This window comes from Pseudosulfitobacter sp. DSM 107133 (assembly GCF_022788695.1).
In the GTDB taxonomy this organism is placed as follows: Bacteria; Pseudomonadota; Alphaproteobacteria; order Rhodobacterales; family Rhodobacteraceae; genus Pseudosulfitobacter.
Genome location: NZ_CP085154.1, coordinates 2,716,801 through 2,742,731, shown reverse-complemented (window position 1 = coordinate 2,742,731; position 25,931 = coordinate 2,716,801). Strand labels below are relative to the sequence as shown.

The window sequence follows — 25,931 nt, the reverse complement described above, 5'->3', positions numbered from 1 at the left end:
CCTTCCGGTTCAGCTCTCGGACAGAGCGACCTTCATGTCAGTCACTTGATAGATGGTTTCTCCGTCTGCTTCCACCCGTCCGTTGGCCACACCCATGGTCAGGCGGCGCGTCTGGATCGCTTTGGTGAAATCGACGTAATATGTCAGCAGTTTGCGGTCGGGCCGCACCATGCCTGTCAGCTTGACCTCGCCCACGCCCAGGGCATAGCCGCGCCCCTGCCAGCCGCGCCAGCCGAGGTTAAAGCCGGTCAGCTGCCACAGCCCGTCCAGACCCAGACAGCCGGGCATGATCGGGTTGCCTGGAAAATGGCAATCAAAGAACCACAGGTCGGGTTTGATATCGAATTCCGCGACAACGTGGCCTTTTTCATGCAAGCCGCGGTCGCCGGAAATGTCGGTGATCCGGTCCATCATCAGCATCGGCGGTTCGGGCAATTGCGCATTTCCGGGGCCAAAAAGCTCTCCGCGTGCGCATTTCAGCAGATCGTCGCGGTCGAAACTGGTGGGATAGTCGGACATACTTGGAAATTTCCTTCGCATCGCTTGCAATCAAACCCCTCTAGCACCCGTGCGCCCTTGTTGCCAAGAGTGGCGAATCCCGACTTGATCGTGTCTGAGCGTCAGTTGAAGGTCGCTGGGATTTGACCTCACGGTCATAATCTGACTCCGAATGGAAAACCCGACCTTCGTGCAGGCCAACGATGCGCGGCCTCGCGATACGGTGGGGCAGGCGGAAATTCGGGTTCACCGAACTTTGGCCCAAATGCGTGGGCACATGTTTGAGGGCAACACATCACGCGATACAAGGCCATGACGTCACGCATCCTTGTTTTCCGTTTGAAAATTACCCAAGGCGGACTTTATATATGGGTAAGTCTTAACACGAGGGCAGGCATGGCGCAGTCGCAACATGACATCGGAACCGAATGGCTGGCGGGGGCGGGATTGCGCCCGACGCGGCAGCGCGTGACGTTGGCCGCCTTGCTGATCGGAGACGGGCAACACCGCCATGTCACCGCAGAAAGCCTGTTCGAGGCCGCCAAATCCGAAGGCGAAGCCGTGTCTTTGGCCACTGTGTACAACACCCTGCGCACGTTTTGCGACGCCGGGCTGGTGCAAGAGGTGACCGTGGACGGATCGAAAAGCTATTTCGACACCAACACCCACGACCACCCGCATTTTTTCTGGGAAGACGAGGCACGGCTGAGCGATGCACCGTCAGACGAGCTGGTGATTTCACGGCTGCCAAACGCTCCGGCCGGCGCAGAAATTTCGTCTGTCGACGTGGTGATTCGGTTGCGCAAGAAACCGTAAGGCGACACCAAGGTGCAGAATAATACCGGAATGCTGCACCCATGACAGATACCCCCATCGTGACCCAGGACCAGATCGACACCTATCGCCGTGACGGCGTGGTGCTGGTGCGTGGCCTGTTTGCCGACCATGTTGAATCCCTGCGGGCCGGTGTCGCCCGCAACATGGACGATCCCGGCCCCTATGCCTCGGAAAACAAACGTGATGGCGAGCGGGGGCGGTTTTTTGATGACTATTGCAACTGGCAGCGCATCCCCGAGTTCGAACAGGTCATCCGCAGCTCTAACGCCGCCGAAGTGGCCGCGGCTTTGATGGGGTCGGATCGGGTGCAGCTGTTTCACGATCATGTCCTGGTGAAAGAGCCGGGGACCTCAATGGCGACGCCGTGGCACACCGACGGGCCTTATTACTTTGTCGAGGGTCAGCAGGTTGTCAGCTTCTGGTCGCCGCTTGATCCTGTGACCACCGCCAGCCTGCGCTGCGTTGCCGGATCACATTTGTGGGAAAAGGACGTGCTGCCGACCCGCTGGGCCAAGGGCGATGCGTTTTTTGACCCCGCTCCCTATATGCCGGTTCCCGATCCCGATGCCGAAGGCATGAGGGTCGTCGAATACCAGATGCAGCCGGGCGACGCCGTGGCGTTCCACTATCGCACGCTACACGGCGCGCGCGGCAACACCAGCGACAGCCGCCGCCGCGCGTTTTCGCTGCGGCTTGTGGGGGAAGACGCCCGCTATGTCGCGCGTCCCGGCCCGACATCGCCGCCGTTTCCGGGGCACAACATGCAGCCGGGACAACGGCTGCGCGAGGACTGGTTTCCGGTGCTGCGCGGCTAGGGTCCAGACCCTAGGTGCGTCTCAGAACCACTGCCCCGGTTCCATCAGTCCCAGATCCAGCAATTGCCGGGAATGCCATTCAAACGGCGCCGAGTTGTGCCATTTGAACGTGGGAATATCAAATGTGCTGCCAGGATTGCGTTTCAGCGCCTTGGCGGTGCGGAACGACGCGATGGCGGATGTAATGTTGTGGTGCCACGGGCAGGTGAACGTGTTGTATTCCTGATCGTTAAAGGTGTGGTCGTCTAGCAGGCGCAGCCTGGGGGCGGCCCTGAACAGCGCAATCCTGTCGATCTTGCGACGGGCGGGGGGCACATGTTCTTCATAGCGCCAGCGCAAGCCGCCAAAGAAATCCAGCTGCCGTTCACGCGGATGGCCGGTGGCCGGGTCCTTGCGGGCCAGCGCGTAATAGCCCGAGCGGTCCAGATGGGCATGATCCAGTGACACCGCATCGGGGCAGGCGTCCAGATCGTCTGCATACAGATCAATTACATAGGTCAGCATCGCCGCGCGCCGCTCTTCGCTGTGAAAGGCCAGCATCTCGCCAACGCTGCGGGTCTCGCAGAACGGGTAGAACAGATATTCGGCGTTGTAGCAGTAATACAGCCATTGCCCGATGGCCGCGTCATTGATCCGGTTCACCGCCTTTTGCACCGCGCCTTCGACCGTCACGTCATAAGTGATGCGGATGGCGTCGATTTCCAGATCACGGGGCAGCGTGAAGTCCGGCGGCATAAAGGCAAGCACGGTCGCAAAGCCCGCCTGCAAATGATGACGCAGGGTTGTTGCCACCTCGACGTCGTCCTCGACCATGACCATGGCAATCGGCCCTTTTGCCAGATGTTTGGCTCCGGTCTTCACAAAAGCATCAAGAGAGGGGTAAATCATGCGGCGGCCTGTTTGTTTTGCCCAAGGTCCGACAAACCGGCTCTCATTGCAAGATGTGCGCCTTGCTGATAGCACCGCAAACTTGACCTCAGATGCCCGGATGCCCGTCATGACACAGACAAAACCCGCACCCAAAAAGCTGTTTATCAAGACCTACGGCTGTCAGATGAACGTTTATGACAGCGAACGCATGGCCGAGGCGCTGGGCGGGCAGGGCTATGTCGAAACCAATGCGGCAGCCGATGCCGACATGATTTTGCTGAACACCTGTCATATCCGGGAAAAGGCGGCGGAAAAAATCTATTCCGAACTGGGCCGCTACCGCGATCTGAAAGACGAAAAACCCGATCTGATGATCGGAGTCGCGGGATGCGTGGCGCAGGCCGAGGGGGCTGAGATTATGCGCCGTCAGCCCTTGGTTGATCTGGTTGTGGGCCCGCAAAGCTATCACCGTCTGCCCGAGATGGAAGCGCGGGCGCGCAAGGGTGAAAAGTCTCTGGATACGGACTTTCCCGAAGAGGACAAGTTCGAACAGCTGAAATCGCGCCCCAAGGCAGCGCGCGGCCCCACTGCGTTTCTGACCGTGCAGGAAGGCTGTGACAAATTCTGTGCTTTCTGCGTGGTGCCCTATACGCGCGGCGCCGAAGTCAGCCGCCCCGCAGCACGCATTCTGGACGAGGCCAAGGGGCTGGTCGAGCGCGGCGTGCGCGAAATCACCCTGCTGGGCCAGAACGTGAATGCCTATCACGGCACCGGACCGGATGGATCGGATTACACATTGGCCAGGCTGATCTGGGATCTGGACAAGATCGACGGCCTGGAGCGCATCCGCTTTACCACCAGCCACCCCAACGACATGAGCGATGACCTGATCGAAGCCCATGGCACCTGTGCCAAGCTGATGCCCTATCTGCATTTGCCCGTGCAGTCGGGCAGCGACCGTATCCTGAAACGGATGAACCGCAGCCACACCGCCGACAGCTATCTGCGCCTGATCGAACGCATCCGCGCCGCGCGTCCCGACATTGTTCTGTCGGGTGACTTCATCGTGGGCTTTCCCGAAGAGACCGAAGCCGATTTTCAGGCCACCTTGGATCTGATCGAAGAGGTTAAATACGGTTACGCCTATTCCTTCAAATACTCGACCCGCCCCGGCACACCGGCTGCCGAGCGCCCGCAGGTTGATGCCGCCGAAGGCGACGCGCGCTTGCAGCGCATTCAGGCCCTGATCACCCGCCACCAGCGCGCAATCCAAGAGGCGATGGTTGGCCGCACAGTCGGCGTCCTGTTCGAGAAAAAAGGACGCCAGGCCGGGCAGATGGTGGGCAAATCCGATTACCTTCATGCGGTGCATGTGACCGACGCCAATGTTGCCCCCGGCGAGGTCAAATCTGTCAGAATCGTGTCATCAGGCACGAACTCGTTGGGTGGCGTGCTGCTGGACTGAATTGCCTGACTGTGTCCAAAATTGGGTCAAAACCTTGCTGAATTCGGTAAGTGTGCCAAAAATAGCCACAATATCTGGTTTAAGCGGCTTCACAGGTCGTTAAAATTTTCTTACTCTGAAACAATAGTAGCAGGGGTCCGCGCTGCCATGTTTGTTTGGGGCCCTGCGGGGGAATAATTGATAAGGGACAGAGCTGTGGGTAACACACTTTCCAAAGCCACGAGCGCGTTTACGCGTGTGGCTGCTGCAATGGCCGTCGCACTTGCGACCGTTGTTGTGTCAGCGGCAGACGTTGATGCGCAGACACGATCGCAAGGGGGCCGCGACCGTGGCCAGTACATTCCAACCATCTGGGTCGATCCGGACGGATGTGAGCACTGGGTCATGGATGACGGTGCCGAAGGTTATATGACACCGCATGTTTCACGTCAGGGTATTCCGGTCTGCCGCCGGGGCAATGTCTGCGGCGTGATGGAAACCGACCAGTTCTTTGCCACCGACAGCTATCGTATTTCGGCAGCGGGCAAACAGCGTCTGGCCCAGTTCTTCCAAACCACAGGTGCCACCAGCTACATCATCACCGGTCACACGGACAGCCGCGCTTCTGACGCCTATAACATGCGTCTGTCGCTGAACCGCGCCAACTCGGTTGCAGCGGTGGCACAGTCCACCGGCGCGCGTATCGCCGATGTGCGTGGCTACGGCGAGCGTATGCCCGCAGCGCCGAACACCACGGTGGCTGGCATGGCCAAGAACCGCCGCGTCGAAATCATCTGTATCCGTTGAGGGGACCATTATCGTGAAACGCATTGCACTTTCGCTGAGCTTGTGTGCCTTCGGCCTTGCCGCTTGCGGCACCGGGTATTCATCCGACAAAACTGTCGACCGCGGCATTGACAGCAAAGACCTGAGCCAGCTCAAAGCCGGTATCTGGGTCGATCCCAACGGTTGCGACCACTGGATCATCGACGATGGCCTCGAAGGGTATCTGTCCCAGCGGCTCGACAAATACGGCAAACCGGTCTGCTCCGGCGTGGCCGAGCCGACGCATACCGTGGGCGATTTCAAACGCGGTTCCAGCATTTTGGATCCAAACTAAAGCAGTCGACAAATCACAACAGAATGCAAAGGGCCAAAGCGCATACCGCTTTGGCCCTTTTTCCATCGCAGGCACGAATTTCTTGTAAATTGAAGCAAAAACAGGATCGTCGCAGTTGCACTGCCGGCCCAAACTTGCCACGCTACATCAGACCCCTGATGCAGGAGCAGGCATTGGCCACAGGCGCCCCACTTACCCCGATCGACACCGTCCCCCCAAGCGAAACGCTGGTGGACTTCCCCGACAACCGTTTGCTGATCGACCTGTGTGGTCCCTATGATCGCAATCTGACGGCCATCGAATCCGCGCTTGAGGTGCAGATCGTGCGCCGCGGCAATCATCTGGCGATTCTGGGTGGGCTCGATGCCCGCACCCGTGCGCTCGAAATCATGAATGCGCTCTATATCCGGCTGGAATCGGGCCGCGAGGTCGAACCCGGCGACATCGACCGCGAATTGCGCATGGGCGGTGGCAGCGATGACGTGCGCAGGCCCATGCAGGGCGACCAGATGGAACTGCCCGTCGGTCACAAGGTCGAAATCAAAACCCGCAAGAAACCGGTCGAACCCCGCACCGAGGCGCAAAAGGCCTATGTGCAATCGCTGTTCGACAACGAACTGGCCTTTGGAATCGGCCCCGCCGGCACGGGCAAGACCTATCTGGCGGTTGCCGTGGGTGTGTCGATGTTTATCGGGGGGCATGTGGACAAGATCATCCTCAGCCGCCCCGCCGTCGAGGCGGGCGAGAAACTGGGCTATCTGCCCGGCGACATGAAGGACAAGGTCGACCCCTACATGCAGCCGCTTTATGACGCGCTGAACGACTTTCTGCCGGGCAAGCAGCTGGCCAAGCTGATCGAAGAGAAACAGATCGAGATCGCGCCGCTTGCCTTTATGCGCGGCCGCACCCTGGCCCGCGCCTTTGTTGTGCTGGACGAGGCGCAGAACGCCACAACGATGCAGATGAAGATGTTCCTGACCCGCCTTGGCGAAGGCTCGCGCATGGTCATTACCGGCGACCGCACCCAGATCGACCTGCCGCGCGGTCAGGCTTCGGGTCTGCAAGACGCCGAGCGGCTGTTGCAAAACATCCCCAAGATCAGCTTCAACTACTTCACCTCGAAAGACGTGGTGCGCCACCCCCTTGTGGCCGCGATCATCGAGGCCTACGAGGCAGACACACAATCGGGCTGATCCTTCTTTTGGCCGTAAATATCCCGGGGGTCCGGGGGCTGGCCCCCGGAATACGACGTGAACCATACGATCGACATCGCCATGGAAGACCCCCGCTGGGAACAGGCGGGGCTTTCCCCGCTGGCCGACCGCGCGGCTCAGGCAACCTTTTCACACCTGAATATCTCGGAGGCTGAAATCGCGATCCTTGCCTGCGACGATGCGCGTATCGCCGGGCTTAACGCAGATTTCCGTGGCAAACCGACGCCGACAAACGTGCTCAGCTGGCCGTCGGACGAGCGCGGCGCCGAACGCGCGGGGGGCATTCCACTGCCTCCCGAACCCGATCCCGATGGCACGCTTGAGCTGGGCGACATCGCCATCGCTTATGACACCTGCGCCGCCGAGGCCGCCGCCGCAGGCAAATCCCTGCCGGATCATGCCACGCATCTGATCGTGCATGGCATTCTGCATCTTTTGGGGTATGACCATGTGCGTGACGCAGATGCCACGCTGATGGAACGGCTCGAAGTCGAAATACTTGGCAAAATGGGTCTTGATGACCCATACTCGCCACAACTGGCAGATCCCTCTGCTTGAACTGGATAAGGACCCGATGGGCGACAACGACGAAGGATCGTCTGAGGCGGCGCAAAGCGCGCAGTCTGAGACAGGCACCGAACCCCCGCTGAACGACACGCCTAGATCAGGCGGCTTTCTGTCCCGCGTGTTCGAGGCGCTCAGCCCCTCCGACAACGCCGGCAGTGATACCGACAATGCGTCCGACCCGGCTCCCAGCCGCAGCGGGCATGGTATGATCAACCTGCGTCGTATGCGTGTCGAAGATGTGGCCATTCCCAAGGCAGATATTGTTGCGGTGCCCAACTCGATCTCGCTGGACGAACTGGTCGAGGTTTTCAAGGAAAGCGGCATGACCCGTTTGCCGGTGTTCGACGGCACTTTGGACACGCCTTTGGGCTTTGCCCACCTCAAGGATCTGGCGCTGTTGCACGGCTTCAACGGGGATCGGGGCAAGGATTTTGTCCTTGAAGACATGATTCGCCCCCTGCTGTTCGTGCCCCCTTCGATGACCATCGGCGTGTTGCTGACCAAAATGCAGACCGAACGGCGGCACATGGCGCTGGTGATTGACGAATATGGCGGCGTTGACGGGCTGGTGACCATCGAGGACCTGATCGAACAGGTCATTGGCGAGATCGAGGACGAACACGACGTGGACGAGGGCCAGTTCTTTAACCTCGATGCGGCGGGCGACGGCTATCTGGCGCTGGCCAAGACGCCGCTGGAGGATTTCGAGACCGAGATCGGCCAGTCGCTGACCGACCACGAAGACGTGGATGCCGAAGAAATCGACACGCTGGGCGGGCTGGTCTTTATGCTGGCGGGCCGCGTGCCTGCGCGCGGCGAGGTCGTGGTGCATCCCGAAGGCCCCGAATTCGAGGTGATCGACGCCGACCCGCGCCGGATCAAGCGGCTGCGGGTGCGTTTGCCGGGACTGGACGAAGACGCATGATGATCGCCGCATGGTTTGCGGCGCGCTCGATGTGGCAGGTGATCGTGCTGGCGCTGGGCTGCGGGGTGGTGATGTCCATGGGGCAGGCGCCGGTCAATCAGCCGCTGCCGATGCTGTTGATGCTGCTGGTCAGCTTTGTTTTCTACCTGGGGGCCGCGCGGGCCGGACGGGCGGGATTGGTCGGGTTTTTGATCGGCTTTGGCTATTTCATGCCGTCCCTGTCCTGGCTGGTCGAACCCTTTCAGATTGACCCGGCACGCGACGGGTGGATGGCGCCCTTTGCCTTGGTGGGGATGTCGACGCTGCTGGCTGCCTTCTGGGGGCTGGGCTTTTCGCTGGCGCAGCGGTTGCGCGCAGGCGTGATCGGGCTGGCGGTATTGTGGCCGCTGGCCGAACTGGCGCGCGGCTATCTTTTTACAGGCTTCCCATGGGGCATGCTGCCACAGGGATTGCTTGATACGCCTGTGGGGCAGGGACTGGCCTGGGTCGGGCCCTATGGCATGATGCTGTTGCTGTGCGCGGGCGCTGCTATGCTGGCAAGGTTGCTTGACCGTCCACTGCTGGTGTTACCGCCTGCTGTGCTGGCGCTGGCCTCTGTGCTGTGGCCGATGTCGCTGCCGGTGCCGGACATGACGCCGCATGTGGTGCGTTTGGTGCAACCCAATGCGCCACAACAGGAAAAGTTTGATCCTGAAAAATTGCCGGTCTTTATGAACCGTTTGCTGAACGCCACGGCAGCCGATCCGCAACCTGATCTGGTGATCTGGCCGGAAACGGCGGTGCCTTATCTGCTGGAATACGCCCGGCCGGTGCTGGACGAAGTCGCCATAGCCGCGCGCGGCGCGCCGGTGGTGTTGGGCATTCAGCGGCGCGATGCGGACTGGTATTACAACTCGCTCGTTGTGGTGAACGGCGATGCGCAGGTCACCGACATCTACGACAAGTACCATCTGGTGCCCTTCGGGGAATACATGCCGCTGACCGATCTCGCGTCCAGGGTCGGGCTGAAAGGGCTGGCCGAAGCAGCGGGCGGGTATGGTCGTGGCCCCGGCCCGCATATGGTGGATCTGGGCGCGCTGGGGCAGGCCCTGCCGCTGATCTGCTACGAGGCGGTCTTTGCGCAGGATGTCGGGGCTGCCCCCGAGCGTCCGGCTTTTCTGGTCCAGATCACCAATGATGCATGGTTTGGCAAACGGGCCGGCCCGCAACAACATCTGGCGCAGGCGCGGATGCGGGCGATTGAACAGGGGCTGCCGATGGCGCGCGCGGCCAATACTGGCATCTCCGCGATGATCGGCCCGCGCGGGCAGGTTCTGGACAGTTTGCCGCTGGATGTGGCAGGCCACGTCGATGCCCGCTTGCCTGCGCCATTGCCCCTCACGCTTTATGCGCGCACGGGGGATCTGCCGGTGCTTGTGCTGCTGTTGCTGGGGGTCGGCCTGCTTTTGGCGCGCCGCATTTCGATTGACGCCCTGCGCCGTCGCCCATAAACGGGATTGAACGTGTCACAACGGCTTCCTGACGTGACACATGGTTTTCATTGGAGCGCTTCATGTCCCGAAATAATTATACCTTCACCTCGGAATCCGTTTCCGAGGGCCATCCTGATAAAGTGTGTGACCGTATTTCCGACGCGGTGCTGGATGCGCTGCTGAGTGAGGAACCCGAAGCGCGCGTCGCCTGCGAGACCTTTGCGACCACAAACCGCGTGGTGATCGGCGGCGAAATCGGTCTGTCGGATCAGGACAAGTTGCATGAATACATGGAGCGGATCGAGGACATTGCGCGCGATTGCATTCGCGATATCGGTTACGAGCAGGACAAGTTCCACTGGAAAACCTGCGAAATCACCAACCTGCTGCACGAACAGTCCGCACATATCGCCCAAGGGGTGAATGCGGCCACGGACAAGGAAGAGGGCGCAGGCGATCAGGGGATCATGTTCGGCTTTGCCACCAACGAAACCGACGCGCTGATGCCCGCCCCGATCCAATACGCCCATGCGATCCTGCGACGTCTGGCCGAAGTGCGCAAGAACGGCACCGAGCCGGCCCTTGGCCCCGACGCCAAAAGCCAGCTGTCGGTGCGCTATGAAAACGGCAAGCCGGTGGGCGTGTCTTCGCTGGTGCTGTCCACACAACATCTGGACCCCAACCTGACCAGCGCCGACATCCGCGCGATTGTCGAACCCTACATCACCGAAGTGCTGCCCGACGGCTGGCTGACCGCAGAAACGAAATGGCACGTCAACCCAACGGGCAAGTTCGTGATCGGCGGCCCCGATGGTGACGCGGGCCTGACCGGCCGCAAGATCATTGTGGACACCTATGGCGGTGCGGCGCCGCATGGCGGCGGTGCGTTTTCGGGGAAAGACCCGACCAAGGTAGACCGTTCGGCGGCCTATGCGGCGCGCTATCTGGCCAAGAACGTGGTGGCTGCGGGGCTGGCGGACAAATGCACGATCCAGCTGAGCTATGCCATTGGCGTCAGCAAACCGCTGTCGATCTATTGCGATACTTTCGACACTGGCGCGGTCAAGCCTGCGGCGATCGAAGCGGCCATCGAAAAGGTCATGGACCTGACTCCGCGCGGGATTCGGGAACATCTGAGCCTGAACAAGCCGATTTATCAGCGCACGGCGGCCTATGGCCACTTTGGCCGCGCGCCGGATGCGGATGGCGGGTTCAGCTGGGAAAACACCGATCTGGTGGCGGCTTTGAAAGCGGCTGTTTAAGGGGGCGCTGCCCCCGCGCCTTTGGCGCTCCCCCGGGATATTTGGGGCCAAAAGAATTGGGGCGGTGCCGGTCAAGGCGCCGCCTCTTTTTGTTCAGCTGGGGCTGAGGACGTGGATTTTGCGGTCGGCAATCATGTCTTTGGTTGCTTTTCCATAGGCTTTCATATGGGGTGCGACGGCGTGGGCCATCAACGCATCAAGGCTGGCCCATTCCTCGATCACCATAAAGGTATCGTCACCGATGGGGGTCTGGAAGGGCCCCACATCGGGGGTGTCGGTAACGGCGCGGTAACTGATGCAGCCGTCTTCGGCATGGACAGCCGGAACGTTGGCGTTGAATTTCTCCAGCAATTCTGCGCGCTGCCCGGGGGTGGCAGTGATGACGGCAACGACGTGGACATGGCTCATGGTGGTCTCCCTTTTCTGCCGGACAGGCTAGCAGGACAGGCGGGGCAGGGAAGCGATACGTTGCGTTGCGCATTTCGAAACTTGGCGCTAAACCGCCGCCATGAACACGCCAACACGCCCCCACCGCAACTTTTATGGCCGCCGCAAGGGCAAGCACCTGAAGGCCAGCCAGGAAGGTTATCTTGAAGAAAACCTGAGCGCCCTGTCCCCGGGGCCGGTGGACTGGGACGTGAACCCCGACCGCGTGCCGCTGGATTTACAGGGGCTGTTCGGGGGCAAGCCTGTCTGGTTGGAAATCGGCTTTGGCGGGGGTGAGCATATGGTGCACCAGGCCGCCGCGAACCCCGAGGTGGGGATCATCGGCTGCGAACCCTACATCAACGGTGTTGCGATGTTGCTGGGCAAGTTCCGCAAGGCCAAGGTCGACAATCTGGCGGTCTATCCGGGGGACGTGCGCGATATGTTCGACGTGCTGCCCGAGGCGTCGATTGACCGTGCGTTCCTGCTGTACCCCGACCCCTGGCCCAAGGCGCGGCATCACCGGCGCCGGTTCGTCACGCCCGAGCATCTGGAACCGCTGGTGCGCGTGCTGAAACCCGGCGCGATCTTTCGGGTGGCGACGGATATTCCCGACTATGTCCGGCAAACGCTGGAGCAGGTGCCGGGGCACGGGTTTGACTGGCTGGCCGAGGGGCCGCAGGACTGGCGCGTGGCATGGGACGACTGGATTTCGACACGCTACGAGAAGAAGGCTCTGCGCGAGGGGCGCGTGCCGCATTATCTGACGTTTCGAAAAACGTAGGGATCGGGGGACGGCGCCCCCCCCGAAGCCGTTGCAGGCGGCGTTTACGCATCCATGATCAGGACAGCCTTGGCGTTGGTGAATTCCAGCATGCCAAAGCCACCGTGCCCGCGGCCATAGCCTGAATCCTTCGCGCCGCCGAAGGGGCATGTTCCGTGCATGGACGTCGCGGAAACGAGCGGCTAAGACTTGGCGCGAACACGAAACCAAGGAATTGCCATGTCCAGCCACGGTACCCCCATCCCAATGACCTCGCGTGCCTGTGGTGCGCTGACCGGAACGGCGCAGGTGCCGGGTGACAAGTCGATCTCGCACCGCTCGCTGATACTGGGCGCGATGTGCATCGGCAAAACCACGATTTCGGGCCTGCTGGAGGGCGAGGACGTGCTGGACACGGCCAAGGCCATGCGTGCATTCGGGGCCGAAGTGACAGATCAGGGCAATGGCAACTGGTCGGTGCATGGCGTCGGTGTCGGCGGCTTTGCCGAGCCGGATCAGGTGATCGACTGCGGCAACTCGGGCACCGGTGTGCGGCTGATCATGGGGTGCATGGCAACCTCGCCGATCTCGGTGACCTTTACGGGTGATGCCAGCCTGAACGGCCGTCCGATGGCGCGTGTGACCGATCCGCTGGCCCTGTTCGGCACGCAATCGGTGGGCCGTTCGGGCGGGCGCTTGCCAATGACCATCGTGGGTGCCGCCGAACCCGTGCCCGTGCGTTACGTCGTACCCGTGCCGTCGGCACAGGTGAAATCGGCGGTGTTGCTGGCAGGGCTGAACGCCCCGGGCAAAACCGTGGTGATCGAGACCGAAGCCACCCGCGACCACACCGAGCGGATGCTGGCGGGCTTTGGCGCTGAAATCACCACCGAAGTGACGGACGAGGGCCGTGTGATCACCCTGACCGGCCAGCCCGAGTTGAAAGCGCAGCACATCGACGTGCCACGGGATCCGTCTTCGGCGGCCTTTCCGGTCTGTGCGGCGTTGATCGTGCCCGGATCGGATGTGCTGGTGCCAAACATCGGTCTGAACCCGACGCGGGCAGGGCTGTTCACCACCCTGCGTGAAATGGGCGCGGACCTGACCTATGAAAACGAACGCGAAGAGGGCGGCGAACCCGTGGCGGATCTGCGCGCGCGGTTTTCGCCCGACTTGCATGGCATCGAAGTGCCTGCCGAACGTGCCGCCAGCATGATTGACGAATATCCGGTGCTGTCTGTCGTCGCGGCCTTTGCCACCGGCAAGACGCATATGCCCGGCGTCAAGGAATTGCGCGTCAAGGAAAGCGACCGGATCGACGCGATGAAAGTCGGCCTGATCGCCAACGGGATCACCGTCGAAGATGGCTCCGACTGGTGGACCGTCACCGGCTTGGGCCATGGCAACGTGCCGGGCGGGGCGACCTGTGCCAGCCATCTGGATCACCGCATTGCCATGTCGTTCATGGTGCTGGGCATGGCCACCCAACACCCCGTGTCAGTGGATGATGGCGGGCCGATTGCCACGTCTTTCCCGATTTTTGAACCGCTGATGGGCGGGTTGGGTGCCAACATCACGCGCGATAATGCCTGAGCCGCTGCCCCGCTGGTTTGGCCCGTTGCTGTGGGTCACGATGTTGCTGTTTGCGGCAATGGTCTGGACCTCGACCCGCAGCCTGTCGCCGGCGCCCCAGTGGGCGGTGTTTGACGCGCGGGTGTTTGGCTATGATCTGGACTATGCACGCGGCTATATCGCGGCCTTGCGCGAAACCGGCGGGATCGACGTGTATCTGGGCCGCCAGCGTATGTTGGACACGGTGTTTCCGGCGTTGCTGACTGCGGTGCTGCTGGTGGTGTTCCGGGTGCGGTTCAACGGCTTGGCGCAGATGGTGCTGGGCGCGCTGGCGCTGGTCTATATGGGGGCGGATTATCTGGAGAATATGCGGGTGGCCGCACTGCTTCGAACCGCACCCGATGCGTTGACGGTGCAAGCGGTCGCGGCTGCCAGCTTTGCGACCGTGGTGAAATACGCGACGCTTGTGCCCTGCTTGATTGCGGCACTTGTGGTCTATGTCCAGGGACGTATCGCGCAATCGGAAGGAACAGAATGACAGAACCGTTTACAATCGCAATCGACGGCCCCGCCGCCGCAGGCAAGGGCACGATCTCCAAGGCCGTTGCCGCCCATTTCAATATGGCGCATCTGGACACCGGATTGCTGTACCGCGCTGTCGGTGCGCGGGTGCTGGCGGGCGAGGATGCTGTTGAAGCCGCCCGCACGCTGGTGGCGGCCGATCTGGAAAACGACAGCCTGCGCACGCAGGACGTTGCGCAGGCGGCCAGCAAGGTGGCGGTGATCGGTGACGTGCGCGCTGCACTGTTGGATTTCCAACGTGCCTTTGCGCGTCGGGCGGGGGGCGCTGTGCTGGACGGGCGCGACATTGGCACCGTGATTTGCCCGCAAGCCGAGGTGAAACTGTTCGTGACCGCCAGCGCCGAAGTGCGCGCCAAACGGCGCTATGACGAACTGGTTTCGCGCGGCCAACCGGCAGATCTTGAGGCCGTGACAGCTGATGTCAAAGCCCGCGACGCCCGCGACATGGAGCGCGCCGAAGCGCCGTTGAAACCCGCGCAGGATGCTGTTCTGATCGACACGTCTGACAAAACCATCGATCAAGCTGTTGCGGCGGCCATTGATGCGGTGAACCTCAAAAAGGGGTAACTTGATGAAAATGCGGAAACTGGGCGCACAGGGCCCCGAAATCTCGGCGCTTGGGATCGGGGCGATGTCCTTTGCCAATTTTTACGGCGCGGCAACCGAGGCAGGAAGCCATGCCATTCTGGATCTGGCCCGCGATCTGGGCGTGACCCATATTGACACGTCAAACGTCTATGGCATGGGGCAATCCGAGAGCTTTATCGGCAGCTATCTCGCCGCCAACCCCGGTGCACGTGACGATTTTCACATCGCAACCAAGGCCGCCATCACCCGCGATTCTGCCGGCAACCGCCACTTTGACAACAGCCCCGCGCATTTCGAATCCGAGCTGGACAAAAGCCTGAGCCGTTTGGGCTTGGACCATGTCGATCTGTATTATTGCCACCGCCGCCAAGCCGATGTGCCGATCGAAGAGGTCACCGGCACGCTGGACGCGCTGCGCCAGAAGGGCAAGATCAAGGCCATCGGATTTTCCGAGATTGCCCCGTCGTCCCTGCGCCGCGCTGCAGCTGTCGCCCATGTGGATGCGGTGCAATCGGAGTATTCGCTGCAAACCCGCGCGCCGGAACTTGGGCTGGTGCAGACCTGCGCCGCGCTTGGCACCGCTTTGGTGGCGTTCTCGCCCGTGGGGCGGGGGCTGCTGACCGATACGCCCGCAACGGCGGAAAAAGTGGCGGGCCTGCCATTCCTGCGTTCAAACCCACGGTTCCAGTCGCCCAACTTCGAGGCCAATCTTGCGGTCTTGCAGGGGTTTCGCGATCTGGCGGCAGAGATGGGCGAACCCACGGCGGCGCTGTCGATTGCATGGCTGCTGGCGCAGGGCGATCATGTCATCCCGATTCCCGGCACGCGCCACACCGCATTCTTTCGCGAACTGGTGCGCGGCACCGAACTGACCCTGTCCGCCGACGATCTGGCCCGCATCAACGCAGTGTTGCCCGTGGGCTGGTGCCACGGCGACCGCTATAACGCGGAACAATGGGAAGGGCCCGAGCGCTATTGCTAGCGCTTGGAGCTTGCGCACAAGGGCCAAGCCCGCTATACGCGCGCCTGTCAGCAAGGTGAATACACCGCAAGGCATCGAGATGAGCAGGGTCGGAACCATCCGGCCCTCTTTGTTTTGAGTTCACCTGACCAACGAAACCCGCAAGACCGGCGGAGACAACCGCACGGCCCGAAAACAAAACGTAGATTAGGAAACCAGAGACCACATGGCTCAATCAACATCTATGGAGGAATTCGAAGCCCTCCTGAACGAAAGCTTCGAAATGGACACGCCCGAAGAAGGGTCTGTCGTAAAAGGCAAAGTCATCGCAATTGAAGCGGGCCAAGCCATCATCGACGTCGGCTACAAGATGGAAGGCCGCGTTGACATCAAAGAATTTGCAGATCCCGGTGAACAGCCCAAAATCGCCCCCGGCGATGAGGTCGAAGTGTTCCTGCGTCAGGTCGAAAACGCGCGTGGCGAAGCCGTCATCAGCCGCGAAATGGCCCGTCGTGAAGAAGCATGGGATCGTCTGGAAAAAGCTTACGCCGACGACGCCCGCGTCGAAGGTGCGATCTTTGGTCGTGTCAAAGGCGGCTTTACCGTTGATCTGGGCGGCGCCGTTGCGTTCCTGCCCGGTTCGCAGGTTGACGTGCGCCCCGTGCGTGACGCAGGCCCGCTGATGGGTCTGAAGCAACCCTTCCAGATCCTGAAAATGGACCGTCGTCGTGGCAACATCGTTGTATCGCGTCGCGCCATCCTGGAAGAATCGCGTGCCGAACAGCGCGCCGAAGTCATCGGCAACCTGACCGAAGGTCAGACCGTCGAGGGCGTGGTCAAGAACATCACCGAATACGGTGCGTTCGTTGATCTGGGCGGTGTTGACGGCCTGCTGCACGTCACAGACATGGCATGGCGCCGGGTCAACCACCCGTCGGAAATCCTGTCGATCGGTGAAGCGATCAACGTTCAGGTCATCAAGATCAACAAAGAAACCCACCGCATTTCGCTGGGCATGAAGCAACTGCAGGAAGATCCGTGGGATCTGGTGGCTGCCAAGTACCCGCTGGAATCGGCGCACACCGGCCGCGTGACCAACATCACCGACTACGGTGCATTTGTTGAGCTGGAGCCCGGTGTTGAAGGTCTGGTTCACGTTTCGGAAATGTCCTGGACCAAGAAGAACGTGCACCCCGGTAAAATCGTGTCCACCTCGCAAGAGGTTGAGGTCATGGTTCTGGAAATCGACAGCGCCAAGCGTCGCGTTTCGCTGGGTCTGAAACAGACCATGCGCAACCCGTGGGAAGTGTTTGCAGAAACACACCCCGAGGGCACCGAAGTCGAAGGCGAAGTCAAGAACATCACCGAATTCGGTCTGTTCGTGGGGCTGCCCGGCGACATCGACGGCATGGTTCACCTGTCCGACCTGTCCTGGGACGAGCGCGGCGAAGACGCCATCCAGAACTACCGCAAGGGCGACATGGTTCAGGCCGTTGTTTCGGAAGTTGACGTCGAGAAAGAGCGCATCTCGCTCTCGATCAAAGGCGTCGGTGGCGACAAGTTCGCCGAAGCGGTTGGCGGCGTGAAGCGCGGCTCGATCGTGACCGTGAACGTGACCGCGATCGAAGAAGGCGGCATCGAAGTGGAATATGAGGGCATGAAATCCTTCATCCGCCGCTCCGACCTGTCGCGTGACCGTGCCGAGCAACGCCCCGAGCGCTTTAGCGTTGGCGACAAGGTTGATGTGCGCATCACCAACGTCGACAACAAATCGCGTCGTCTGGGTGTGTCGATCAAGGCACGCGAAATCGCAGAAGAGAAAGAGGCCGTCGAACAGTATGGTTCCTCCGACTCGGGCGCATCGCTGGGCGACATTCTGGGCGCCGCGCTGAAAGGCGACGACTGATCACTGATCCGGCCCTGCCTTCGGGCAAGAGCTATATCATCTGACATAGGGCCTCGCATCTTCGGATGCGGGGCCTTTTTGCTGACCGAATCAATGCGTCACAAGACGGCGCTGTTTTGAACCTTGCCGTGCCTAACTGGTGGGCGCGGGGGCCAAAACGCAAATTTCTCACCCGAAACAGCGTCTTCGCCCTGCAAAATCTTGCCTGCTGCTTGCGCTACCTGTTTCCGCAACCGATTTTTGTTCCTATAGTCACGACTTGTGACACGCGCGAATAACGCCCGGGGGGGACACATATGATCCGGTCTGAACTTATTCAGAAAATCGCTGACGAAAATCCGCACCTCTATCAGCGTGACGTCGAACGGATTGTGAATACAATTTTCGAAGAAATCACCGGCGCCATGGCAAACGGTGACAGGGTCGAGCTGCGCGGCTTTGGCGCATTCTCGGTCAAACAGCGCGATGCGCGTGTGGGACGGAACCCGCGGACGGGTGAAACCGTTCATGTAGAAGAAAAGCATGTGCCGTTCTTCAAAACCGGCAAACTGCTTCGCGACCGACTGAACGGAAACGACTAAATGCGCTATATTCGCTATGCCTGTATTGCGGTCTTTGCGATCGCCCTGGTTGCTGTTGCCCTTGCGAACCGCGGGATTGTGACGCTGAAGGTGTTGCCAGATGAAGTGGCAGGCTATTTTGCGGTGAACCCGTCCATTCAACTGCCGCTGTTTCTGGTGATCTTTCTGGGGATTATTGTGGGCCTGCTGGTCGGCTTTGTCTGGGAATGGATGCGCGAACACGCTGTGCGCGCCGAGGCGTCGCGCAAGGGACGCGAAGTGCGCAAGCTGGAACGCGAAGTCAAACGCCTGAAAGGCGAAAAGCACGAAGGCAAGGACGAGGTTCTGGCCCTGCTGGACGAAGCGGGCTGACGCGCGCTTATGTCAGGTGACATAGCTGTAAAAGTCTGCGGACTGGCCAAACCGGCCGATATCGCCGCTGCGGCGGCGGCGGGGGCCGTGTATTGCGGCTTTGTGTTCTTTGCCAAATCCCCTCGCAATATTTCCTTTGAAACGGCGGCTGCACTGGCGGTTGATGCGCCGGTTGGGCTGGCCAAGGTGGCGCTGACGGTCAACGCCGATGACGCGTTTCTGGATGCCTTGGTGGCGCAGGTGCCGTTGGACATGTTGCAACTGCACGGCAGCGAACCCCCCGCGCGGGTGGCCGAGGTTCAGGCGCGCTATGGTCTGCCGGTGATGAAGGCGGTGGGCGTGGCCGATGCCGGTGATCTGGCGGTGCTCGACAGTTATCTGACGGTGGCCGATCAAATTCTGGTCGACGCCAAACCGCCACGCACCGCCGAACTGCCCGGCGGCAACGGACTGTCCTTTGACTGGCGGCTGATTGCGGGCCGTCGCTGGCCGGTGCCATGGATGCTGGCGGGCGGGCTGACACCGGACAATGTGGCCGAAGCTATCCGCGTCACCGGCGCACGTCAGGTCGATGTGTCATCCGGTGTCGAATCCGCGCCGGGAGTCAAGGACGCGGCAAAGATTGCAGCCTTTTGCCAGACGGCCCATGGCGCGTTGAATCCGGCCTGATCCGCGTCAGTACAGGCCTGAAGCGGCCTTGCAGGAACGGCTAGTCCTTTACACGCAGGGCGCTGAAAGCTAGGTCCAAGGCAACATCAGACAGGAGCAGCCCCGATGGCGAATGATCTCTTCAATTCCTTTATGACCGGCCCCGACGAACAGGGCCGCTTTGGCGATTTCGGCGGGCGGTTTGTCTCGGAAACGCTGATGCCGCTGATTCTGAGCCTTGAGGAAGAATACGAGAAGGCCAAGACCGACGAAAGTTTCTGGGCCGAGATGAACGACCTGTGGACCCATTACGTTGGCCGCCCGTCGCCGCTGTATTTTGCAGAACGGCTGACCGATCATCTGGGCGGTGCCAAAGTGTACATGAAGCGTGACGAGCTGAACCACACCGGCGCGCACAAGATCAACAACGTGTTGGGCCAGATCATTCTGGCGCGCCGCATGGGCAAGACGCGGATCATCGCGGAAACCGGTGCGGGCCAGCACGGTGTGGCCACGGCCACGGTCTGTGCCAAGTTCGGTTTGAAATGCGTGGTCTACATGGGGGCGCACGATGTTGAACGTCAGGCGCCCAACGTGTTCCGTATGCGTCTGCTGGGTGCTGAAGTGGTGCCGGTGACCTCGGGCCGAGGCACGTTGAAGGATGCAATGAACGACGCGCTGCGCGACTGGGTGACCAACGTGCGCGATACGTTCTACTGCATCGGCACCGTGGCGGGTCCGCACCCGTATCCCGCGATGGTGCGTGATTTTCAGGCCATCATCGGCAAGGAAGTGCGCGAACAGATGGATGCTGCCGAAGGGCGTTTGCCCGACACGCTGGTTGCGGCCATCGGTGGTGGTTCGAACGCCATGGGGCTGTTCTTTCCCTTCCTTGACGACACGGATGTGAACATCATCGGCGTCGAAGCCGGTGGCAAGGGCGTGAACGCCAAGATGGAGCACTGCGCGTCGCTGACGGGCGGCCGCCCCGGCGTGCTGCACGGCAACCGCACCTATCTGTTGCAGGATGACGATGGCCAGATTCTGGAAGGGTTCTCGATCTCGGCGGGCCTGGATTATCCCGGCATCGGCCCTGAACACGCATGGCTGCACGAGATCGGGCGGGCAAAATACGTCAGCATCACCGATGTCGAGGCGCTGGAAGCCTTCCAGCTGTGTTGCACGCTGGAAGGGATCATTCCCGCGCTGGAACCCAGCCACGCGCTGGCCCATGTGATGAAGCTGGCACCGACCTTGCCTGCCGATCACATCATCTGCATGAACATGTGCGGGCGCGGCGATAAGGACATCTTTACCGTGGCCAAGGCGCTGGGATTCGAGATGGGGAATTTCGGCTGAACTGACAGCGGGTTGGGGGCGCTGCCCCCGGCGCTGTGCGCCTCCCCCGGAGTTTATTCGGCAAGATGAAGTTGAAGGCCCGCGCTTTAGGAAGCGTGGGCCTTTAATACGTCCAGCGGCACGATGTCGAGGGCGCGCTGGTGGGTGGAGTTGAGTGCCACATCAGGCGCGCAGCCTTCGTCGTGCGCTTGCAGGAAGCGCGCGGCGCACAGGCACCAGCTGTCACCGGGTTTCAGCCCGTCAAAGCCGTATTCCGGGCGCGGGGTGCTAAGGTCGTTGCCGACGTATTTGGAATAGGCAAGGAATTCGGCTGTCATGACCGCACACACCGTGTGGCTTCCGTGATCGGCGGCACAGGTGTTGCAATGGCCGTCTCGGAAAAAGCCTGTCAGCGGCGTTGTGCTGCAAGGGCTAAGTGGCTGGCCCAGCACGTTGATCGGGTCGTCAGGTTCCATCAGTTGTCTCCGTTGCCTGTGTCAGGATGCGCAGCATGTCGATGTTCGAGGTGTTTATACCGTCGTCTTTGAATTTCCGGTCGGCGGCAGTGACGACAATCACCACATCGGCAGCCATGTCGATGTAGAGATATTGGCCGTAGACGCCAAGGCCGGTCACTTCCTGCCCCGGAACCGCCCCCACAGGCACCCACCACTGGTAGCCATAGCCGATCTTGCCGGGGGCGGTGTTGGCCGTGGGGCGGATTGCGGTGTCGATCCAGTCAGCGGGCACGATTTGTTTGCCTTGCCATTGGCCGTCTTGTTCAATCATCTGGCCAAATCGGGCATAGTCGCGGGTGCGTATGTTCAAGCCGCCCAACACAAAGGCGACGCCGACGCCGTCGGTCAAATAGTAAGGGGTCGCCTCGAAGCCCAGCGGCGCAATGATCTTTTCCGACATTAGCGATGGAATGTCGCGGCCCGTGGCTCCGCGGATCACCATGCCCAGCACATGGGTGTCGATCGACGTGTATTGCATCTGGGTGCCAGGGGCGGTGAAGGTCTCGGTCAGGCTGGCGGCAAAGTCGTCCATCTTGCCACCAAGCGCCAGCACTCGGCCCATACGGTTGATGTCGCTGTCGTAGTCCAGATAATCTTCGTCAAAGGTCACGCCCGAGGACATTTGCAGCACGTTGCGAATGCTGGCCCCGTCATAGGCGCTGCCCGCCAAAAGCGGCGCATATCGGGTGACCGGATCGTCAAGCGAGGCGATGGTGCCGTCTGCGACCAGAATGCCCATCAGCGCGGACAGAAAGCTTTTGGCGACCGACCAGCTGATGCGCAGATCGTTCCGGGTGGTGCCAAGGTAGTAATCCTCGTAGACGATTTTCCCGTCCTTGAGGATCAGCAGCGAGGTCAGCGCGCGGTCTTTGATCCAGGTGTCAGCGCCGGCGGGCAGGGTCATGGGCACGCCGTAGGGCAGGGGCGAGACCGGCCCGTCGCCGCGCGGGATTTCGCGCCACAGAAAGGCGTCGTTCATATGGCTGAAGTTGTTCACGATCCTGTCTTCGGCGAACAGGCTGTTCACCGCCAGCAGACGGGTGATTTCTTCGCGTTTCCAAAAGCCTGTGACGGCTGCGGCCAGCACGGCCACAAGCAGGATACGAAGTGTCCATTTCAGGATCGTGCGCATGAATGTCCCCCTTGGTGTTGGCCAGCAGTGAAGCACGGTGCAAGGGGCGGGGCAAACCCTATGTGGGGCCGGTCCAGTTGACCCAGCGTCCGTGAAAATCGGCGCGCCCCAGCGTCAGGCGCAGATCCCCCGGCCACAGGCGCAGGGTCAGCGCGGCCCCGACCGCGCCGGTGACATCGCCATCGGTTTCCATCGACAGCCAGGCCAGCGGGCGCGTCGATGTTGCCCGTGCGCCCGCGGCTTCGATCAGGGCGGTGCCGCGCGCCTGAACAGCGGCGGGGAAATACTGCCAGGCAACTGTGTGCTGGATCAGGTGCATCTGGCCCTCGGGTTGGTCCGTCAGGCGTTGTTCAAGCCAGTCGATAGCATCGCCGCGTGCGATCTCTGCGTCAAAGACAGCAGCGGCCGCGCGGGTGCGGGCCAGACGCTCGGGCTGGTCGGCCCACAGATATGCGGTCAGGCGCAGCAGATCGTCTGCATCGCGTGGGTTCAGCGGGTTCAGATCAACACCGGCGCGGCTGGCGATTTGCGGCACGTTCGCGGGGGGCAGCGGGCCGGTCCAGTCGGGCGACAGGGTCAGGGCGGGATCGGCAGGGCCAAAGGTGGTGCCGTCGATGTGCAGGGCAAAGCGATCCCACATCAGGTTCAGCCCGCCGGACGCGCCCAACTCGCTGAGCATCACCGGCGGGTCGAAATGCTGGCACGCCACGCAGGCCCCTGCAATCAGCGCGCCAGAGCGGCGGACTTCGTTGGTTTGCGGCGGACTGTCGACCCAGTTCAGAAGAAAGGTTTCGTGTTCGGACAGGGCCGCCAGAACAGCCGCGCGCAGGGTGGTGTCGTCGGCGGTGTTGGGCGGATAGCTGGCAGCCAGCTGCGGGCTGCGCCCCGACAAAACCAACGCATGCAATCCACCTGCAACCCGCAGCGGCAGGGAGTGGCCCGAGGGGCCGATATCGCCGGTAAAGCCCGCAAGTTTACGCCCCAACGCGCTGTCGGCGGGCCAGTCTGTCGCCAGAAGGGTCAGCAGGCGTTGCATGAATGGCGAATCGATCCGGCCGCAGGATTCAGCCTGATTGCGAAAGGCGTCTGAAAGGGTCATCTGAAGCGTTCCATCAGTTTTTGCAGGGCCGAAAGTGGCGCTTCGGGTTCTGGCTCTGGCGCGGTTTTCGACGTGGGCTTGCGCGCCTCTGGCTTGCTATGCTGGCTTTTGTCGCCGGTGCCTGAACGCGGCGGCGAAACACGCAGGGCGACGGCGTTCATGAACTTGGCCGGATCGCTCTGTGCCAGATACTGCGCCCCGTCCGACACGCCGCGCAGCACGTCGTCCAGCCAGTCCTGATCGGCCTTGGCAAAGTCGTGCAGCACAAAGCCCGGAACACGGTCCTTGTGCCCCGGATGGCCGACGCCCAGCCGCACGCGGCCATAGTCTGCCCCCAGATGCGCATGGATCGAGCGCAGACCGTTGTGGCCTGCATGACCGCCGCCTTGCTTGAAACGCACCTTGCCGGGGGCCAGGTCGATTTCGTCGTGCAGCACGATCACGTCCTCAGGTTCCAGTTTGTAGAACTGCGCAGCGGCAATCACCGACTGGCCCGAATTGTTCATGAACGTCTCGGGTTTCAGCAGCACGACGCGGTCGCTGCCAAAGCGGCCTTCGATCACCTGCCCCTGAAACTTTGATTTCCACGGGCCAAAGCTGTGATCCGCCGCGATCCGGTCCAGACACATGAAGCCGATGTTGTGGCGGTGACCTGCGTATTTGGCGCCCGGATTGCCCAGACCGACGATCAGTTTCATCAACGGCTCCTTTGGATGTTGCGGCGCAGCATAAGGGCAGGGCGCGGGCGGGTCCAGTCAGGGTGTGGACCGGGGGAGAGACGAAACTGCACCGAAGGCCCAAACGCAAAACGGGGCCCCGAAGGACCCCGTTTCAAAACACTGAGGTGGCCGCGACTTATGCGTCGGCGTCCACTTCGGTTGCGGGCACTTCGTCAGCGGCCACGTCATCTTCGTCATCCGACTGCGAGGCCAGACCGGAAGGCGCCGAGATTTGTGCGATGACAAAATCACGGTCAATCGTGGGCTTCGAACCTTCGGGCAGTTTCACCGAAGAAATGGTGATGCTGTCGCCGATTTCGATTTCCGACACGTCGATGGTGATGTGATCGGGAATGTCGCCTGCGGTCACAACCAGTTCGACTTCGGGGCGGATCATGCTCAGAACGCCGCCGTGCTTCAGGCCGGGCGATGTTTCTTCGCCAACCACTTCAACCGGAATGAACAGGTTGATCTTGGTGGTGCGGCGCAGACGCATGAAATCGACGTGAGTCGGCAGGTCTTTGACAACATGGCGCTGAACGTCGCGGCAGATAACGCGCACGTCGTCATGGCCTTCGACCTTCATGTTGAACAGCGTCGCCTTGAAGCGGCCCGCTTTCAGCATTTTCAGCAGTTTGTTGAAAGGGATGTTGATGGGCAGCGGGTCAACGTCGCCACCAAAAACAATGCCCGGAACCATGCCGTCGCGGCGTGCCTGACGAGCGGCGCCCTTGCCTGTCCCCGTCCGTTCCAGAGCTTCGAGATCAGGAATCTCTCCAGCCATAGTCATTCTCCAATATATAAGAGCAGGGTGCCTCCAAGGCTGCCACCCCGCGTGAAGTCGCGCGTATAGACCGGATCGGGTGCCGTGAAAAGGGGGTATTTGCGCGACTTCGTCCCGCAGTGCCTTGCACCGCTGCGTGGCGCGCGGCAGCGCACCGATCATGGGCCTGCGACGGAGCTGATGCAAGCGGCTTTGGGCGCGGTGACTGCAATGGTCTGGTCAGCCAGGGCCGGGGGCTGCGGGTGTCGTTGTACATGATCGGCGCGCTGCTTGTTTGGGCATCAGCGATGTTGATGCCGATCATTGCCGCGCAGTCAGTCGACGGGCGTCACCAGATGGCCGCCAGACTCTATTATGCGCTCGTACAGCGCAAATTCGTCAGCCCTTGCTGCGCGCAGCTTGGCTTCGACTTCTGCTGACAGCGGTGCCGCCGCAGGGGGCGAGACGTTTTTCTGCTTCAGCGTGACCTCTTCGCCAAAGGCGTTTGTCAGAAAGGCGCGGAACACCGGCTGGCGTTCATAGGCGAACAGATGGGTGACCAGAACCGCGCCCTTGCCCGAGGTGACAAAGTTGAACTGGCTGCCAATGCCGGCAAAGGGCGGCGGATCGTCCGAAATTACCGCCAGAACGAAATCATCAAAGCTGCATCCGTTGGTGCTGGCAGGCGTGCCTTTTTGCCGTGGCCCGCTGCGATACCGATACCAGCTGCGGATTTGCTCGACGGGGTCGCGCATGACCGCCATCGTTTCCACGCTCAGGTTAAAGGTATCGGCCAGAAACGGCGCGACCTTGTTGTGAAAGCGCGCGGCGGTCAGATGTTTGCGCCGCTTCGACAGAATCATGTCGGCGCGCGAACGCAGCGCCATTTCAAAGGCGGTCGTGCCGGTTTTGGGGACGGCAAGAAAGGCAAGCTTCTGTTCTGAAAAAACCAGCATGACC

The 25,931-nt window shown here is 61.2% G+C and carries 29 protein-coding genes and 1 riboswitch; of the genes, 20 read left to right on the top strand and 9 right to left on the bottom strand.

Annotated elements, in window-relative coordinates; all coding sequences use genetic code 11:
* Positions 1 to 9 precede the first annotated feature (9 nt).
* Positions 10 to 519 (bottom strand): bifunctional 3-hydroxydecanoyl-ACP dehydratase/trans-2-decenoyl-ACP isomerase, encoded by a 510-nt coding sequence (gene fabA, locus DSM107133_RS13505; protein ID WP_028958466.1) that lies wholly within the window; start codon positions 517 to 519, stop codon positions 10 to 12.
* 375 nt (positions 520 to 894) lie between these two features.
* On the opposite strand from fabA, the gene irrA reads away from it, so the two are divergent.
* Together irrA and DSM107133_RS13495 are read left to right on the top strand one after the other, a co-directional pair.
* Entirely contained in the window at positions 895 to 1,314 is a 420-nt protein-coding gene (irrA, locus tag DSM107133_RS13500; protein WP_114292833.1) for an iron response transcriptional regulator IrrA, read from the top strand.
* Between the two features lie 41 nt (positions 1,315 to 1,355).
* On the top strand, positions 1,356 to 2,150 hold the full coding sequence (locus DSM107133_RS13495; protein WP_114292832.1) for a phytanoyl-CoA dioxygenase family protein: 795 nt from the start codon (positions 1,356 to 1,358) through the stop codon (positions 2,148 to 2,150).
* Positions 2,151 to 2,171: 21 nt separating this feature from the next.
* Here the strand turns inward: DSM107133_RS13495 and DSM107133_RS13490 are convergent, their stop codons facing one another.
* Positions 2,172 to 3,038, bottom strand: coding sequence for a hypothetical protein (locus DSM107133_RS13490; protein WP_114292831.1), 867 nt, complete (start codon positions 3,036 to 3,038; stop codon positions 2,172 to 2,174).
* A 109-nt stretch (positions 3,039 to 3,147) separates the two neighbouring features.
* On the opposite strand from DSM107133_RS13490, the gene miaB reads away from it, so the two are divergent.
* The 8 genes from miaB (at position 3,148) to metK (ending at position 11,024) form a co-directional block, all read left to right on the top strand.
* Positions 3,148 to 4,485: a tRNA (N6-isopentenyl adenosine(37)-C2)-methylthiotransferase MiaB gene (gene miaB / locus DSM107133_RS13485; RefSeq protein ID WP_114292830.1), complete on the top strand. Its 1,338-nt coding sequence runs from the start codon at positions 3,148 to 3,150 to the stop codon at positions 4,483 to 4,485.
* Between the two features lie 249 nt (positions 4,486 to 4,734).
* Positions 4,735 to 5,271 carry an OmpA family protein gene (locus tag DSM107133_RS13480; RefSeq protein WP_114292829.1) on the top strand — a complete coding sequence of 179 codons (537 nt, stop codon included), beginning with the start codon at positions 4,735 to 4,737 and terminating at the stop codon, positions 5,269 to 5,271.
* Positions 5,272 to 5,293: 22 nt separating this feature from the next.
* On the top strand, positions 5,294 to 5,584 hold the full coding sequence (locus DSM107133_RS13475) for a hypothetical protein (protein WP_240310476.1): 291 nt from the start codon (positions 5,294 to 5,296) through the stop codon (positions 5,582 to 5,584).
* A 158-nt stretch (positions 5,585 to 5,742) separates the two neighbouring features.
* Positions 5,743 to 6,777 carry a PhoH family protein gene (locus DSM107133_RS13470; protein WP_114292828.1) on the top strand — a complete coding sequence of 345 codons (1,035 nt, stop codon included), beginning with the start codon at positions 5,743 to 5,745 and terminating at the stop codon, positions 6,775 to 6,777.
* Positions 6,778 to 6,858: 81 nt separating this feature from the next.
* Positions 6,859 to 7,356: an rRNA maturation RNase YbeY gene (gene ybeY, locus DSM107133_RS13465; RefSeq protein WP_114292851.1), complete on the top strand. Its 498-nt coding sequence runs from the start codon at positions 6,859 to 6,861 to the stop codon at positions 7,354 to 7,356.
* A gap of 16 nt (positions 7,357 to 7,372) precedes the next feature.
* A complete protein-coding gene (locus DSM107133_RS13460) occupies positions 7,373 to 8,290 on the top strand; it encodes a hemolysin family protein (RefSeq protein WP_114292827.1) in 918 nt (305 codons plus the stop codon).
* On the top strand, positions 8,287 to 9,780 hold the full coding sequence (gene lnt, locus DSM107133_RS13455; protein ID WP_240310474.1) for an apolipoprotein N-acyltransferase: 1,494 nt from the start codon (positions 8,287 to 8,289) through the stop codon (positions 9,778 to 9,780). The genes DSM107133_RS13460 and lnt overlap by 4 nt, the downstream gene beginning before the upstream one ends.
* Positions 9,781 to 9,789: 9 nt before the next feature.
* A riboswitch (SAM-SAH riboswitch) is annotated at positions 9,790 to 9,838 on the top strand.
* 4 nt (positions 9,839 to 9,842) lie between these two features.
* Positions 9,843 to 11,024: a methionine adenosyltransferase gene (gene metK, locus DSM107133_RS13450; protein ID WP_114292826.1), complete on the top strand. Its 1,182-nt coding sequence runs from the start codon at positions 9,843 to 9,845 to the stop codon at positions 11,022 to 11,024.
* A gap of 93 nt (positions 11,025 to 11,117) precedes the next feature.
* Here metK and DSM107133_RS13445 read toward each other — a convergent pair whose 3' ends face one another.
* On the bottom strand, positions 11,118 to 11,432 hold the full coding sequence (locus DSM107133_RS13445; protein WP_114292825.1) for a putative quinol monooxygenase: 315 nt from the start codon (positions 11,430 to 11,432) through the stop codon (positions 11,118 to 11,120).
* A gap of 100 nt (positions 11,433 to 11,532) precedes the next feature.
* On the opposite strand from DSM107133_RS13445, the gene DSM107133_RS13440 reads away from it, so the two are divergent.
* From DSM107133_RS13440 to trpB, 10 genes are all read left to right on the top strand, one after another.
* On the top strand, positions 11,533 to 12,234 hold the full coding sequence (locus DSM107133_RS13440; protein ID WP_114292824.1) for a tRNA (guanine(46)-N(7))-methyltransferase TrmB: 702 nt from the start codon (positions 11,533 to 11,535) through the stop codon (positions 12,232 to 12,234).
* Between the two features lie 219 nt (positions 12,235 to 12,453).
* Positions 12,454 to 13,806 carry a 3-phosphoshikimate 1-carboxyvinyltransferase gene (gene aroA / locus DSM107133_RS13435; RefSeq protein ID WP_114292823.1) on the top strand — a complete coding sequence of 451 codons (1,353 nt, stop codon included), beginning with the start codon at positions 12,454 to 12,456 and terminating at the stop codon, positions 13,804 to 13,806.
* Positions 13,799 to 14,323 (top strand): hypothetical protein, encoded by a 525-nt coding sequence (locus DSM107133_RS13430; protein WP_114292822.1) that lies wholly within the window; start codon positions 13,799 to 13,801, stop codon positions 14,321 to 14,323. Before aroA ends, DSM107133_RS13430 begins: the two co-directional genes overlap by 8 nt.
* Positions 14,320 to 14,934, top strand: coding sequence for a (d)CMP kinase (gene cmk / locus DSM107133_RS13425; protein WP_114292821.1), 615 nt, complete (start codon positions 14,320 to 14,322; stop codon positions 14,932 to 14,934). Before DSM107133_RS13430 ends, cmk begins: the two co-directional genes overlap by 4 nt.
* A 4-nt stretch (positions 14,935 to 14,938) precedes the next feature.
* A complete protein-coding gene (locus tag DSM107133_RS13420; protein WP_114292820.1) occupies positions 14,939 to 15,937 on the top strand; it encodes an aldo/keto reductase in 999 nt (332 codons plus the stop codon).
* Positions 15,938 to 16,160: 223 nt separating this feature from the next.
* Entirely contained in the window at positions 16,161 to 17,822 is a 1,662-nt protein-coding gene (gene rpsA / locus DSM107133_RS13415) for a 30S ribosomal protein S1 (RefSeq protein WP_240310475.1), read from the top strand.
* Between the two features lie 296 nt (positions 17,823 to 18,118).
* Complete coding sequence (gene ihfB, locus DSM107133_RS13410; protein WP_114292818.1) at positions 18,119 to 18,403, top strand: integration host factor subunit beta; 285 nt, start codon at positions 18,119 to 18,121, stop codon at positions 18,401 to 18,403.
* Complete coding sequence (locus tag DSM107133_RS13405) at positions 18,404 to 18,754, top strand: LapA family protein (RefSeq protein ID WP_114292817.1); 351 nt, start codon at positions 18,404 to 18,406, stop codon at positions 18,752 to 18,754.
* Between the two features lie 9 nt (positions 18,755 to 18,763).
* Positions 18,764 to 19,423 (top strand): phosphoribosylanthranilate isomerase, encoded by a 660-nt coding sequence (locus tag DSM107133_RS13400; protein WP_114292816.1) that lies wholly within the window; start codon positions 18,764 to 18,766, stop codon positions 19,421 to 19,423.
* 105 nt (positions 19,424 to 19,528) lie between these two features.
* Positions 19,529 to 20,761, top strand: coding sequence for a tryptophan synthase subunit beta (gene trpB, locus DSM107133_RS13395; protein WP_114292815.1), 1,233 nt, complete (start codon positions 19,529 to 19,531; stop codon positions 20,759 to 20,761).
* A gap of 86 nt (positions 20,762 to 20,847) precedes the next feature.
* Here trpB and DSM107133_RS13390 read toward each other — a convergent pair whose 3' ends face one another.
* The 6 genes from DSM107133_RS13390 to DSM107133_RS13365 form a co-directional block, all read right to left on the bottom strand.
* Positions 20,848 to 21,216, bottom strand: a complete 369-nt coding sequence (locus DSM107133_RS13390; RefSeq protein ID WP_114292814.1) for a DUF2237 domain-containing protein — start codon at positions 21,214 to 21,216, stop codon at positions 20,848 to 20,850.
* Entirely contained in the window at positions 21,206 to 22,390 is a 1,185-nt protein-coding gene (locus DSM107133_RS13385) for a serine hydrolase (RefSeq protein WP_114292813.1), read from the bottom strand. The genes DSM107133_RS13390 and DSM107133_RS13385 overlap by 11 nt, the downstream gene beginning before the upstream one ends.
* Positions 22,391 to 22,448: 58 nt before the next feature.
* Entirely contained in the window at positions 22,449 to 23,489 is a 1,041-nt protein-coding gene (locus tag DSM107133_RS13380; protein ID WP_114292812.1) for a DUF2332 family protein, read from the bottom strand.
* A complete protein-coding gene (pth, locus tag DSM107133_RS13375; RefSeq protein WP_114292811.1) occupies positions 23,486 to 24,187 on the bottom strand; it encodes an aminoacyl-tRNA hydrolase in 702 nt (233 codons plus the stop codon). Before pth ends, DSM107133_RS13380 begins: the two co-directional genes overlap by 4 nt.
* A 157-nt stretch (positions 24,188 to 24,344) precedes the next feature.
* On the bottom strand, positions 24,345 to 24,992 hold the full coding sequence (locus DSM107133_RS13370; RefSeq protein ID WP_114292810.1) for a 50S ribosomal protein L25/general stress protein Ctc: 648 nt from the start codon (positions 24,990 to 24,992) through the stop codon (positions 24,345 to 24,347).
* A gap of 314 nt (positions 24,993 to 25,306) precedes the next feature.
* Complete coding sequence (locus DSM107133_RS13365; RefSeq protein WP_114292809.1) at positions 25,307 to 25,927, bottom strand: sulfotransferase family 2 domain-containing protein; 621 nt, start codon at positions 25,925 to 25,927, stop codon at positions 25,307 to 25,309.
* Positions 25,928 to 25,931: the final 4 nt, after the last annotated feature.